Origin of the sequence: Rufibacter sp. DG15C, from assembly GCF_001577755.1 — a bacterium.
In the GTDB taxonomy this organism is placed as follows: domain Bacteria; phylum Bacteroidota; class Bacteroidia; order Cytophagales; family Hymenobacteraceae; genus Nibribacter.
Window position 1 is genome coordinate 2,896,509 of sequence record NZ_CP010776.1, and the last position, 13,898, is coordinate 2,910,406.

The 13,898-nt window shown below is 51.4% G+C and carries 10 protein-coding genes; 6 read left to right on the top strand and 4 right to left on the bottom strand.

Going from position 1 to position 13,898, the window contains the following annotated elements; genetic code table 11:
• Positions 1-426 precede the first annotated feature (426 nt).
• The gene (locus tag TH61_RS12395; protein ID WP_066509761.1) at positions 427-1,737 is read left to right on the top strand and encodes a DUF6600 domain-containing protein; all 1,311 of its coding nucleotides are present in this window, start codon (positions 427-429) and stop codon (positions 1,735-1,737) included.
• Positions 1,738-1,995: 258 nt separating this feature from the next.
• Entirely contained in the window at positions 1,996-2,709 is a 714-nt protein-coding gene (locus TH61_RS12400) for a CPBP family intramembrane glutamic endopeptidase (protein WP_066509764.1), read from the top strand.
• Between the two features lie 803 nt (positions 2,710-3,512).
• Here TH61_RS12400 and TH61_RS12405 read toward each other — a convergent pair.
• Positions 3,513-4,496 (bottom strand): YpdA family putative bacillithiol disulfide reductase, encoded by a 984-nt coding sequence (locus TH61_RS12405; RefSeq protein WP_066509766.1) that lies wholly within the window; start codon positions 4,494-4,496, stop codon positions 3,513-3,515.
• A 265-nt stretch (positions 4,497-4,761) separates the two neighbouring features.
• Between TH61_RS12405 and TH61_RS12410 the strand changes: the two genes are divergently transcribed.
• Positions 4,762-6,900, top strand: a complete 2,139-nt coding sequence (locus TH61_RS12410; protein ID WP_071887964.1) for an FUSC family membrane protein — start codon at positions 4,762-4,764, stop codon at positions 6,898-6,900.
• A gap of 186 nt (positions 6,901-7,086) precedes the next feature.
• Positions 7,087-7,620: a YceI family protein gene (locus TH61_RS12415; protein WP_066509771.1), complete on the top strand. Its 534-nt coding sequence runs from the start codon at positions 7,087-7,089 to the stop codon at positions 7,618-7,620.
• Positions 7,621-7,697: 77 nt separating this feature from the next.
• Here the strand turns inward: TH61_RS12415 and TH61_RS12420 are convergent, their stop codons facing one another.
• The 3 genes from TH61_RS12420 to TH61_RS12430 all read right to left on the bottom strand — a co-directional run bounded on the left by TH61_RS12420 (position 7,698) and on the right by TH61_RS12430 (position 10,233).
• Positions 7,698-8,318 (bottom strand): hypothetical protein, encoded by a 621-nt coding sequence (locus TH61_RS12420; protein ID WP_066509774.1) that lies wholly within the window; start codon positions 8,316-8,318, stop codon positions 7,698-7,700.
• A 79-nt stretch (positions 8,319-8,397) separates the two neighbouring features.
• Positions 8,398-8,670, bottom strand: a complete 273-nt coding sequence (locus tag TH61_RS12425) for a GNAT family N-acetyltransferase (protein ID WP_066512821.1) — start codon at positions 8,668-8,670, stop codon at positions 8,398-8,400.
• Between the two features lie 99 nt (positions 8,671-8,769).
• Positions 8,770-10,233, bottom strand: a complete 1,464-nt coding sequence (locus TH61_RS12430) for a M48 family metalloprotease (RefSeq protein WP_066509776.1) — start codon at positions 10,231-10,233, stop codon at positions 8,770-8,772.
• Between the two features lie 349 nt (positions 10,234-10,582).
• Between TH61_RS12430 and TH61_RS12435 the strand changes: the two genes are divergently transcribed.
• Together TH61_RS12435 and hutI are read left to right on the top strand one after the other, a co-directional pair.
• Positions 10,583-12,295, top strand: a complete 1,713-nt coding sequence (locus tag TH61_RS12435) for a urocanate hydratase (RefSeq protein ID WP_066509780.1) — start codon at positions 10,583-10,585, stop codon at positions 12,293-12,295.
• A 225-nt stretch (positions 12,296-12,520) separates the two neighbouring features.
• Positions 12,521-13,762 (top strand): imidazolonepropionase, encoded by a 1,242-nt coding sequence (gene hutI / locus TH61_RS12440; protein WP_066509782.1) that lies wholly within the window; start codon positions 12,521-12,523, stop codon positions 13,760-13,762.
• Positions 13,763-13,898 lie beyond the last annotated feature (136 nt).

The window sequence follows — 13,898 nt, forward strand, 5'->3', positions numbered from 1 at the left end:
AAACCCCAAAATTCTTGTAAAGTAAAGCGGCCTATAGCCTTTCTAATCATAAGTTACCATTCCGGTTTTAGGCTGTTTTCTAGAAAATGGACCAAAATCAGAGGAAGCTTATGTTGCCACTTACATTAAACCACTTACCCCAGCCTTTGTTCAAAAGCACACCTCTCACAACATGGTTTTAATTATTCGTTTTCGATTTTAGCTAGATTTTTAATCGTTATTTAGAAAGACAAATATTTGATTATTAAATGGTTGTGAATTTTTGAAAGAATGTAGTTATCAAAAGATAGGATGGATTCTATATTTTAGGCAAGGTGTTTGCTGCAAGTAGGTTAAGGTGAAAAACTAGGGAAGAGAATGCGTTTCCTTGCAACGGTTCACCTCAAAGACAAACACGTTTTTCACCTTTATTAACAGACAAAGAAGATGAACACTTTTAAACACTATTGGGCCATGGGCATGCTTGCGCTGCTATTGGCCTTCTTAGCCGCCCCTCCGCACGCGCAAGCCCAGCCGGGCGCCAGAGTGTCATTTCAAACCTTTTATGATGAACTGGATCCGTATGGCCGCTGGATCAATGACCCAGAGTATGGCTACGTATGGTCTCCGGACGTAGACCGCGACTTCCATCCGTATGCTACCCGTGGGCACTGGGTGATGACCGAGTACGGCAATACCTGGGTCTCTGACTATGACTGGGGCTGGGCGCCTTTCCATTACGGCCGCTGGGCCTATGACGACTATTATGGTTGGCTATGGGTGCCGGGCAATGAGTGGGGACCAGCCTGGGTAGACTGGAGACGCAGCGACGGTTATTACGGTTGGGCGCCCATGGGTCCAAGAGTAACGTATGTGATGCCGGCCAGCCGGTGGTGTTTTGTGCCGGTCATGTACATCTCTAGCCCTAGAATCTACAACTATTATGTGCCTAGAACGCGGGTGGTGAACATCTACCATAACACCACCATCATTAACAACTATTATGAGCGCGACAACCGCAAGTATGTGTATGGGCCAAGAGCTCAGGACATTGAGCGGTCTACCAACCGCAAGGTGAACGTGTACCGCGTGGACAATGATAGCCGTCCGGGTAGAAACCAGATTGCTGACAACACCGTGCGTATTTATCGTCCGGAAGTGTCTGGCAGACGTTCTGAAGCTCCTGCCAGGGTAGAAGCCAGAGACAGCCAGGCACCTACCAGAACCAGTAGAGATGCTACTGCTGCGCCTAGAACAGACAGAGCTGCAAGTGGTAGTAGAGTCACTTCTTCTGAAGCGCCGGCCCCCCGTAGAAGAGTCACTTCTACTGACCAAGCTGAACAGCAGCGCACTTCTGAGACCGGTGGTACCGTAAGAACCCAACCTAGTGCCGGCACAACAAGAGAGCCACGTAATACAAGAGTTCAGACAGCTCCTGACAACGCGCCAGCTCCGGTAAGGACAGAACGCAGTCAACCAGCTACCAGGACTAGAGAACAACAAGCGCCCAGCACGCGCCCGAGAAGTTCTAACCTAGCCCCGGAAGGAGAGCGTACTACTGACTATTCTCCACACAGCGGTGACGCCAGAAGCCAGGCCAATTATACGCAACCGCGCGTAGAAACTGCGCCAAGCCCGCAGGTAAGCCAAGAGCGCAGCAGGGTTACATCAACCCCGCAAACCAGCCAACCGGTGCAAGGCGCTTCCCAAGAACGGCCGGCCGCCGGGCGTGAAAGAACCTCGTCCAGAAGGAATTAAGTAATGTGAAGTGATTGATGATAGAAGAGCCGCCCTTGCAAAAGGGTGGCTCTTTGTTTTTTGGCCTGTTTTCTGGGAAAGACTTCAAAAACGAGCATATTCATAAGTCAAAAATCATTGGTCACCTTAAGCCATAGATGGGTTTTAAATTCAGGATTTGTAGTAGCTTGGTCAAGTCAATGATCCATTGGTAACTTCATAGCCATCCAAGTATAAGCAAACCAAGTAGCCAACCCTTACCGAGTAAACAGAACCCATATGAGAACAGGCAAAGCCGTATTTCTGCATCTATTGCCCGGTGTCATCACCATTGTCTTAGTGGTACTGCTGGCACCCTTGCTTCAGAAATATGAATGGCACACTGGGCTTTCCTTTCTGGTGGCCTTGCTTTTCATAACCATTCCCTTGCACGTGTATTTGTTGTTGAGGGAAGGCAAAAGGATCAACGGGTTCTATACCCTTAGGGGAGTGAACCTATACCACCAACCCATGCCTGCGTGGCAGTATGTTCTTTTCTTTTTTGCATTTATTGCCTGGGCCTTTGGCTTGTTGTTTCTTCTGGCGCCGGTAAAAGAGTTTCTGCTGGAGGATGTGTTTTATTGGTTACCTGCTTATTTGAAGGGCAGCGAGCAGGTGCAACCCCTTAGCTACCAAGCTATGCTGTTGTTTCTGGTGTTGCAGATCTTGGTAGATGGTCTCATCATACCGGTGGTGGAAGAGTTTTACTTTAAAGGGTACCTGCTCTCCAGGATGACTTCTTTGGGAGTGTACGCTCCTTTGGTATCAGCGGCGCTTTTTGCCTTCGCGCATTTTTGGCAACCCTACAATTATCCGCTCATTTTCCTGATTCAGCTGCCCCTCACGTACCTGGTCTGGTATAAAAAGAACCTGTATTTGGGCGTGTACTTGCATGTCTTTGGTAATCTGTTTGGCGCCATTTTAAGCCTGATAGGATTTCTAAATGCTTCTTAGCGCCTTTGTCTGACCAGTATAAACACAAAAGCCGACTCAATCGCTAGAGTCGGCTTTTGTGTGTGAGTCGGGGGATATGACTACAGGTAAGGTATTTAAATAAAAAGGACAAAGATTAGTAACATGCTGGCAAGCAAGAGAAGCAGCAGGTAAAAAGCCACTACCTCCCCGGTAGAAAACTCATCAGGATTGGTTTGCAGCAGAAGCCCCATCCACTCCCTGGGGGCGTTTCTTAGCAGTCCTGCTTTGGAGAGGACTTTGTGCAATGAAAGAAGTCTTAGTAAAAAGGGCACGGCGTTCCTGTTTTTTGAAAAAAGCTGAGATCTTGGGGGGAGATCTCAGCCTAGGGGATTGTAATGAAAGACCTAGTGGCAAAAGGAACTGGTATCAGCAGGCAGCCAATAGGGGGGGCGGTTCCTTTATTTTGCCATTAGGTATGTGACAAATGTAGAGTACCGCCCTTTATAGAAGAATGAAAGAATTGCCTATTTTGTAACATAGACTTTTGGCTGATTTCCTTTTTGAAATAAATCCAATAGCGTAAAAAATGGGTTTAATACGGAGAAAAACTAGGTAAAAACTACGTATTAGTAACAAATGGGCTTCGGCTTATTCAAAGAAGATAGAACCAGACAGCCGCTTACAGCAGAAAATCTTTGGAGAGTATGCCCACAGGCAAGGCTCGTATTCAATAAATAACCTTCAGACTTGGCACGCACTGGCAGCACCTCAGCAATTTTGGAGCAGCTAAATAGATTTCGTTTTTGGGCTGTTTTCCAGAAATTAGGCCAAAAACGAAATCGCTAATGGGTACGCTTGGCCAGGATGTGCTGAATGATCTTGGGGGCGTGGTCCCTAGAATTCTCAATAAACCAGAGATGCGTGTCCATGCCGCCGCAGACCACGCCTGCCAAATATAACCCTTCTTGGTTGGTCTCCATGGTCTCTGGGTTGTGCTGCGGGTAGAGCTTGTCATCTGCAGAGAGTTGCACGCCAAACTTCCTGAGCAAGTCAAAGTCAGGTTTGTAGCCAGTCAGGGCTAGGACGAAGTCGTTGGCTAGGGTGACAGGGCCTTCGGGAGTGAGGATGTCTACTGCGCCGGGGCGTATGGCCGTGACGCTGGAATTGAAATAGGCCTTGATGCTGCCTTCGGCTATGCGGTTCACAATGTCTGGGCGCACCCAGTATTTAACCCGCTGGCCTATCTCTGGGGCACGCACCACCATGGTCACCTGGGCGCCTTTGCGGTACGTTTCCAGGGCGGCATCCACTGAAGAATTGCTGGCGCCTACCACCACTACTTTCTGGAGGGCGTAATAGTGCGGGTCCTGGTAATAGTGCGTCACCTGGGGCAGGTCCTCGCCGGGAACGTCCATGAGTGCTGGCAAGTCATAAAAACCGGTAGAGACAATGACGTGGTGGGCTGTATACCTGGCCTTAGAAGTCTGCACCTGAAACTGGTTTTGCACTTTCTCTACGTGCTGAACTTCTTCAAACAAATGTACGTTCAGCCCGAATTTTAACGTGACGCGGCGGTAATATTCCAGGGCTTCGGCGCGGCGCGGTTTGGGGTTGTCTGAGATGAAGGGCACGCCGCCAATCTCCAGCTTCTCTGATGTAGAGAAAAAGGTCATGGTCTGCGGATAGTTGTAGAGCGAGTTTACCAGGCAGCCTTTCTCCAAGATGACGTAAGAAAGCCCTGCCTGCTGCGCTTCAATGCCACAGGCCAGCCCAATGGGCCCGCCGCCTATGATCACCACCTCGTAAAAATTCTCTTGTGCCGCCATGTTGCAAAGGTACTAAGCCTTAGGTTGTCTCTGGTCTGGATTTCGTTTTTGCCCTGGTTTCCAGAAAGTAACCCCAAAACGGATTGCTGCCAGCCAGAAAGAGACAACCCATGTACGGGAAGGAGGGTAGGCAAGATAAGGGCGGGCAAACTGCACTTAAGCGAAATCTAGGTTTACCTTTGCCGCCAATCACCCGTTAAGAACATTTCCTGAAGCCAACCGCGGTCTATTGAGTTTTTTGGGAAGTGATTTTCATGACATGAACATGCTTAGCAAACGGCAACTACAAAAATTCCAGTACTTCTTTTTCAGCCAGCACTTCTCTGACGGCCTCACCACCACGCTTGGGGTGCTGCTGCCATGTTTAGTGGCGTCTTACTTTGGCCATTTAGAGATTGGGTTCAGTCTGTCCTTGGGGGCCATCTGCGTCAGCCTGGCAGACTCGCCGGGGCCGGTCACGCACAAGCGCAACGGCATGGCGGTGGGCATGGTGTTGTGCGCGCTGGTGGGCCTGGTGACGGGCTATGTGCGGCAGTACCCGGTGTTGTTGGGCCTGGAGATTCTGGTATTAAGCTTGGTCTGTTCCATGTTTTTGGTGTATGGTTTGCGCGCTTCGCTCATTGGTTTGGCATCCTTGCTGGTTATGATCATGACACTGGCCCAGCCCATTGAGCCCAGCGCCGTGCCGCGGTACAGTCTGTTGATCCTGGCGGGCGGTGCCTGGTATGCGCTTCTGAGCCTATTCACGGGACAGGTGATGCCTTACCGGCAGGCCCAACAAGCGCTGGCCGAAGGCATCCGGGAGGTAGCCAAATTCCTCCAGATCAAAGCCGAGTTCTACAATCCTGCCGCCGACCTTGGAGAGCAGTATCGCAAACTAGTCACGCAGCAAGTGTTGGTCAACGAGAAACAGGACGCCGTGCGGGAGTTGCTCTTCAAAAGCCGACTGGTGGTGAAAGACTCCACCAGCAAGGGCCGCACGCTGTTCATGATTTTTGTGGACCTGGTGGACCTCTATGAGCAGATTACCGCCATTCATTATGACTACACCGCCCTTCGGGAGAAGTTTGCGCCCACCGGTGTGTTGCCAAAGATCATAGAATTGATACAACTGTACGCCCAAGAACTGGACCATATTTCTTTGGCGGTGCAGGCCAACAGGCCGTATGCCGGGCAAGAAGAACTTTTGGCGACTAAGCTGGAAGAAATGCGACTCGCCATCTTGCAGATAGAGCAAAGCCACGAAGGACTACAGGTGCTGGTGCTTAAAAAGATCAATGTCAATTTTAAAGCGATAGCCCAGCGAGTGCACAGCATAGAACAGTACCTGCGCGAAGGTGCCGCAGAAGACGCTTCTTTCTCGCCCCGTGAGGCCTTTGCGCCATTTGTCTCGCATTTAAAACTGGACACGCAGCTGTTCATCCAGAACCTCACCTTTAAATCTTCGGTGTTCAGGTTTTCCTTCAGGATGGCGGTGGCCAGCTTGGCCGCCTATGCCTTGACCAAGATCTTCCCGTATGGCGAGCACAGCTATTGGGTGTTGCTGACGCTGGTGTTCATCTTAAAGCCCGGTTTTAGCGTGACCAAACAGCGCAACTACCAGCGCCTGCTAGGCACCTTGGTGGGCAGTTTTGTGGGGATTCTGGTACTGTACTACATTGAAGATCCGCTGGCCAGGTTTTTACTGATGGTCCTTTTCATGGTGGGCACTTACAGCGTGCAGCGCATCAATTACGTCTGGAGCGTGCTGTTCATGACGCCATTTGTGCTGCTGGTGTTCAGTTTTCTGGGAGCGTCTGGCCTAGAGGTGGTGCAGGAGCGCATGATTGACACGCTGGTGGGCTGCGGCATTGCGTTCCTGGCCAGTTACCTCATCTTCCCCAACTGGGAGGCCAAACAAATCAAGACCTTCCTGAAAGCCGCCATCCAGGCAAACCTGACCTACCTGCAGATGCTGGCCAAGCCTGACATCACGGAAGTGGAGTACAAATTGGCCCGGAAAGAAGTGTATGTGAGCGCAGCCAATTTATCTGCGGCATTCCAGCGCATGGCCTCTGAACCCAAAAGCAAGCAGCGCAAAAAGAAGGAAGTCTATGAGCTGGTGGTGCTCAACCATATCCTTTCCTCCTTCATCGCCACCATGGCCTCGGGGAGGTTATCCAACCAGAAGCAGGTCCTTTCAGAGCCGTATAAGCGGATAGTGCGCCGGGCCTCGCACGCCCTCCAAAGCGCCTTGCTCACCTTAGACCCTGCGCAACCAAAAATTGCTTTAGAAAGCCATCAGCCAGAAGTAAAAGCGCAGGAGCCCGCCAGCCAGGAAGATACCTTGCTACAAGAGCAGTTGGCATTCCTCAACAAAGTCTGCCATGACATTGCCAAAACCACCGAAGTCGTCAGTGCCTAAATACCTCCTCGTTCGGTTTTGACCTGTTTCCTGGAAATTAGCCCAAAAACGCAATAGGATGTTTTTTGCTAGCTGCTGACAGGCTTTTCCTGTAGGTACATTATTTGTCTCTATGCTAATTCAACTTGCTGTGAGAAAGAGCCGTATAGAAGGAGCACAAGTATTCAATTTCTAATATCAAAAACTATGGCAATTAAATGGACCGTTGACCCCATGCACTCAGAGGTGCAGTTCAAAGTAAAGCACTTAATGATCACCACCGTGACGGGGTATTTTCAGACCTTCAATGTGGAGGTAGAGACGGAGAACGATGATTTCTCCACCGCCTCCAAGATCCTGTTCACCGCAGACGTCAACTCCATCAATACCAACAACGAGCAGCGCGACACCCACCTGAAGTCCGCCGATTTCTTTGACGCTGATACCCATGGCAAGATCAAATTTGTGGGCAACCGTTATGAGAAACGCGGCGAGGACGAGGCCCAACTGCACGGCGACCTTACTATTAGAGGCATCACCAAACCAGTGACCGTGAACGTGGAGTTCGGGGGGATTGTGGTGGACCCGTACGGCCAGACCAAGGCCGGTTTTACCATCAACGGCAAGATTAGCCGCAAAGAGTTTGGCCTGACCTGGAACGCCGTCACCGAAGCTGGTAGCGTGGTGGTAGCAGATGAAATCAAACTTTTGGCTGAGATTCAGTTAGTGAAGCAAGCCTAAGACTTGCCTAAATAAACAGTACAGCCTGGTTTCTTTGTAGAAGCCGGGCTGTACTGTTATGGTGGAGTAGGAAAGGCTTAGTCCTTTAAGTGCACCAGGAACTTGGTGAGGTTGCCCCATTGAATAGCTTGGAAGCCCGCCCAGCCGCCAGTAGAAATCACCGTATTCAAAATGGGCCGGTCGCCTGCTTCTTCGCCTTGGTTGTTGGCTACTTCATTCTTGCCAATTTCACAGGCCAAGAGGGTAGTGCCTTGGCGGGCTACCAGAAAGGTACTGGTGGCTTCTTCGGTGAAGAAATGCTCGATTTTGCCAGGTTCTTCTGCCGGCGTTAGCGGGTTATGACTGGGCTGTACCACAAACTTGGCCAGGTTTTCTTCTTCCACCACTTCAATGACTTTCACCCAGTTCTCAATGGTGGTGGCCGGCAGAATGATTTTGATATAGTCGCCTAGGTCTGGTTTTTTATTCGGGTCGCGTTGGCCCTGGGCGTCATATAACTCAAAGGTAGAAGTGATGCCCGTCATGTGGGACCAATCCTCCACGTTGAACAGTTTCTGCCTGGATTCTGCAAACGCTTGCACGGCGCTGGCCTCATCTGGGAAAGTGTTCTCGTGCTGGAAGAACTTGTCCTTGGCTTCCTCGCCTAGTATGGCTTTGATCTCTTTCTTTATCTTCTCAAACAAGTCGGTGACGCCCATGGTTTCTGTCGTTTTAAAGGGTTGATTAGAAATTCAGTTTCAGCCTGTTTTCTGGAAAAGAAGCCAAAACTAAGGTTGATCAGTCCATCAAGGCCTGGTACTCCGGGTGCCGATGAACGTAAGCCTCCACCACAGGGCAAGAGGGGATGAAACGATAGTTGCGGGCCTTCACAAACTCCAGCCCGGCCTTGACCAGTTGGTCGGCTAGGCCTTGGTTCCGGTAGGCTTCGGGCACAAAGGTGTAATCCAAATCCAGCACCTTGTCTTCTGAGTAGGTGTATGTTAGTTCGGCTTCCTCTTGGCCTAAAACAGCATAGAACCTGAGGTCCTCTTCGTCATGAATCACGTCCATTTCCATTGGCTCTATCTTTAGTAGAAATTCCGTCGTTTTTGGCCTGATTCTGAGGAAACAGGCCAAAAACGACGGAACCTATTAGATGATAATGACAGCCTACTTGGTAACTATCTTGAATAGAGTACCGGCGGGCAATTGGGTGTTTAACTGCATGCCGTTCAAGATGGCTATTTCTTCATGGCGTTTCTGCGGAATTTGGTATGAAGCCAAGGCTTGGGCCAGGGTAGTGGACTTAGCCGCTGTTTTCACGCGCACACGGTCTGGCTGACGGCCCAGTTTCTCGGGATCAGTGAGGGTCCTGAAGTTCTGCATGGTATTGGAAAAGGTAGGAGCGTAGGCGTTAAAGTCTGTGGCCGAGGTCACCCCAAATATGCCGTAAATGTTGCCGCCGTATTGGATCAGGTAAATCATGGCACGCACGGCCGCTTGTTGCTGCTGTTGTTGCTGGGCTTCTTGTGATGGCTTCTGGTCTGCCACGATGGCTATGGCCGGCAGGCCGTTTACGGTTACGCTTCTAGACTCCAGGGGCTGCAACTGGTACTTGGTCACTACTTCTTGCGCGGCAGACTCTAGGGCGGTGCCCGGCACCAAGGTCAGGAACATAAGCGCCTTGCCGTCTTTAGGGGCCATCTGTACTTGCTGCGGCGTGTTTTGGTACTGCCAGGCCTGAGGGATAGGGAACTGGAACTTGAGCTCAGGGTGGTAGAATACTTGGTTCTCCACGAAGCCCTGTTTCGGGTCCTCGCCGTAGATGATGCCGTCAATCAGTTTCAAGAAGCTGTTGCGGTTTTCCTTTAAAGGCGTATTGACCTTCTGTTTCCATTGGGCGGCCAGTTGCTTTACTGTGGTGTAACGGTCACCGGGGTTAGGGTGAGAAGACATGAAATCCGGCAGTTCCTGGGCCCCAGACTGCGCGCTGCTGCGTTGCAGGGTCTGGAAGAAGTCTGCCATGTGGGTGGCATCGTAGCCAATCTTGGTAGAGTATTCCACGCCCAGCTCATCACTCTCGCGCTCATCGTCCCGGCCAAATTTCAAGAACATAAGGCTAGCTCCCTGTGACAGAGTTTCGCCCATCTGTGCCACCTGGGGGCTCAAGATCATGCCCCCGATTAAAAGGCCTTGGGTTAAGGTCGCTTTGCTTTGCTGCGAAGCCGAGTGACGGGCCGTTACGTGCCCAATCTCATGGCCCAAAACGCCTGCAAACTGCGCCTCGTTGTTCATGTGCGCCATGATGCCCCGTGTAAAATAAACATAGCCGCCGGGTAAGGCAAAGGCATTAATCACCTCTGAGTCCAGGACCCTAAACGTATATTTTAAATTACTTCTGTGAGAAACGGCCGCCATTTGTTCGCCTTTCTCCTGAATGAATTTTTGCATGGCGGGGTCGTTGTACAACCCAAACTGCGCTACCACCTGTGGGTCGGCTTGTAAGCCCATGGCCAGTTCCTGGTCCTCGGTGACCAGCATCACTTCTTTCTTGCCGGTCACCGGGTTGGTGGCGCAAGAATTGAACAGCAGAAGGGCTGCCAGGGCGCCACTGTAGAATATGTTCTTTTTCATAGTTAGGTAGAATTAGGGGTTGGGGTGTCTGTATGGTGCTGCGCTTCTATAAGTGCAATATTTCTCTTGCAACGGTTTAACGGTCTTTAGGTTGCATGAGGCCTTTTTGCCCACCTTAAATAGGTTTTTTAGGCAAGGTCTTTCTTTTTAAAATGAATGTGTTGCTGGAAGGTAGTCTTGCTTAATTTAAAGTTGTTCAAAGCTGATGGGATTCATAGACCAATTCTGAAAGTGCAAATCAGTAGAAGAACCACAAAGGGACTACAGCATTTTCTGAGGAACAATCTCCCATAGACTCCAAGAAAATCGCTAATTTCCTGCACTCATTTGCGTTTTAACCCTTGCTCACATGGAACTTGTAAATGCCCCGGCACCCGCTGTCTACTCTAATCTCACAGTAGAAGAATTCATCCAGAAATACGCCACGCACCCGGTCTACACGCCGCCCACCGGCCCACAGTTGAACGCCAAGAACTGGCAGTCAGAATCTGCCTTGCGCATGTTCCTCAACAACCTCACCGCCGAGGTGGCCGAGGATCCCGAGAAGCTGGTGGTCTACGGTGGTATTGGCCAGGCCGCGCGTACGCCGGCAGACGCCCGCAAGATTGTGGAGCTGTTGTTGACCCTGGAAGAGGATGAAAGTCTATTGGTGCAGTCTGGCAAGCCCGTGGGCAAGATACGGTCGCACGCCGAGGCACCGCGCGTCCTCATAGCCAACTCTAACCTAGTGCCGCATTGGGCCACCTGGGAGCATTTCAATAACCTGCGCGACCGCGGCCTGATGATGTACGGCCAGATGACCGCTGGAAGCTGGATTTACATTGGCACCCAGGGCATTCTGCAAGGCACCTATGAGACCTTCGCCGCCTGCGGTAGAATCCATTTTGGCGGAGATTTGCGCAATAGATTGGTGGTGACGGGCGGCTTAGGCGGAATGGGTGGGGCTCAGCCATTGGCGGCCACCATTGCCGGTGCGACTTTCTTAGGCGTGGACATTGACCCTGAGCGAATCAAGAAACGGCTGGAGACCCGCTACATTGACAAGATGACCTATGACTACAATGAGGCCATGCGCCTGGTGCTGGCGGCACAAGCCAAAGGCGAAGCCATCTCAGTGGGCTTGGTAGGCGACATTGGCGATGTGCTGGAACGCATGATTCAAGACAACATCACCCCAGACGTGTTAACCGACCAGACTTCGGCCCATGACCCCATCAACGGCTATGTGCCCAACGGTATGACCTTGGTAGAAGCTAAAAGGTTAAGAGAAGAAGATCCTTCTGCCTATAAAGAGAAGTCTCTCAAAAGCATGGCCCGCCACGTGCACTTTATGCTGGAATTAAAAAACCGCGGCGCCAGAACCTTTGACTACGGTAACAACCTGCGCGAATTTGCGATGCAGGGCGGCGAGAAAGATGCGTTCCATATTCAGGGCTTCGTACCGGAGTACATGCGCCCACTGTTCTGCGAAGGCAAGGGTCCGTTTAGATGGGCCGCCTTGTCTGGGGACCCAGAGGACATTAGAGTCACGGATGAAGCCTTGAAAGAACTCTTCCCTGAGAATACCCACATGATTAACTGGCTGGAGCAGGCGCAGGAGAAAGTTGCGTTCCAAGGCTTGCCGTGCCGCATCTGCTGGCTGGGCATGGGTGAACGTGAGAAAGCTGGCCTGATGTTTAACCAACTGGTGCGCGAAGGCAAAGTGAAAGCGCCTATCGTGATTGGTCGTGACCATTTAGACTGCGGTTCGGTGGCCTCGCCGTACCGTGAGACCGAAGGCATGCTGGACGGTTCTGACGCCGTGTCTGACTGGCCTTTGCTCAACCTGATGGCCAATACCAGCGGCGGTGCCACCTGGGTGTCGTTCCACCACGGCGGCGGCGTAGGCATTGGCTACTCACAGCACGCGGGCATGGTGATACTAGCAGATGGCACAGACCGCGCCGACCGCTGCCTAAGCCGCGTTCTGCACAATGACCCGGCCATGGGCATCTTCCGTCACGCAGATGCGGGCTATGAAACTGCTCAAGAGAACGCTGAGAAATTCGGCCTGAACGTATAAGAAATACCTGTGATGAGCCTTTCCGTTTTTGGCCTGTTTTCTCGTAAACAGACTAAAAACGGAAAGGCTTTTTACTAAACTTTATGGTGAATTCTACATGAACCGCTAACCATGTGCAGGGCATCTTGGGGATACCACCAGCATGATAAATACAGATTGAATCTCTACTAACAACAGGCGTAAATTAGACTATCCTATTTAATTCCATCACCTTATCCTAAAACTATGGCAAAAGCATCGTTTCTGTTAATCGGGCCGTTCGCGCAGGCGGTGACCATGGCCGGTTTGTCCCTGAACGGACCTCTGTTGGATGAAGCCCTGCCTATTGTGGAACAGGCCGGGGTTCTGGTGCATGACGGGAAAATAGTGAAACTAGAGGCCTTCGCGCACCTGCTCAAAGAAGCCGAAGAACAACTGTATTCCGTTCAATGGATAGAGGAGCCGATGGTGTTATTGCCCGGGCTGATTGATGCGCACACGCACCTTTGTTTTGCCGGTTCCAGAGCCAAGGACTACGCCTTGCGCATAGCGGGTAAAACCTACTTAGAGATTGCCAGAAGCGGCGGCGGCATCCTGGACACCGTGCGCAAGACCAGGAAAGCCAGCCAGGCAGAACTGGAGCAAAGCCTGCTGCAACGCTGTCAACGGCACTTACAAGAAGGCGTGACCACCTGCGAAGTAAAGAGTGGCTACGGGCTAACCCTAGATGATGAACTGAAAATGCTGCGCGCCATCCAGAACGTAAGCCAGCAACAGCCTTTGGAGTTGGTGCCTACCTGCCTGGCCGCGCACATGGTTCCGCCGGAGTTTGAAGACGGGGCCACTTACCTGAAGCATGTAGTGGAAATCTTGCTGCCCCAGGTAAAAGCCGAAGGCCTAGCCAACCGCGTGGACATTTTCATAGAAGACACCGCCTTTGACGAAGCAGACGCCTTAAGCTACCTGAAAGACGCCCAGGACCTGGGCTTTGACATCACCGTCCACGCCGACCAGTTCTCTACTGGCGGAAGTGAAGTAGCCGCCCGTGTGCATGCTGCCAGCGCTGACCACCTGGAGGCCAGCGGCGAAGAGGAGATTGATATAATGAAAGAAGCCGGCGTGGTGGCCACCGTTTTACCAGGTGCATCGGTGGGTTTGGGTATGCACTACGCACCCGCGCGCAAAATGCTGGACGCCGGCCTCTGCGTCGCCATCGCCACAGATTGGAACCCCGGCTCTGCGCCCATGGGCGACTTACTCCTGCAAGCCGCCCTGCTAAGCGCTGCCCAAAAACTTACCATGGCTGAAACCTGGGCTGGCATCACCTTCCGCGCCGCCCATGCTCTTCGCCTATCAGACAGAGGCACCCTGGCCACTGGCCAACTGGCAGACATGATTGCTTTCAATACAGATGATTACCAGGAGATTCTCTATGTGCAAGGCAAGCTGAAACCAAGCAAGGTTTGGAAGAAGGGGATATTGGTGTAGGTTAGTAGACACAAGATTTAAGACACAAGACAAAAGACCCACAGGTTGTAAGGATGTTCTTTTCTAGAAAGCACTTCCTTCTTTTTTTGTCATCCTGAAAGGACTATGTGGGCAAACTAAACAGGCAGTAGCAATG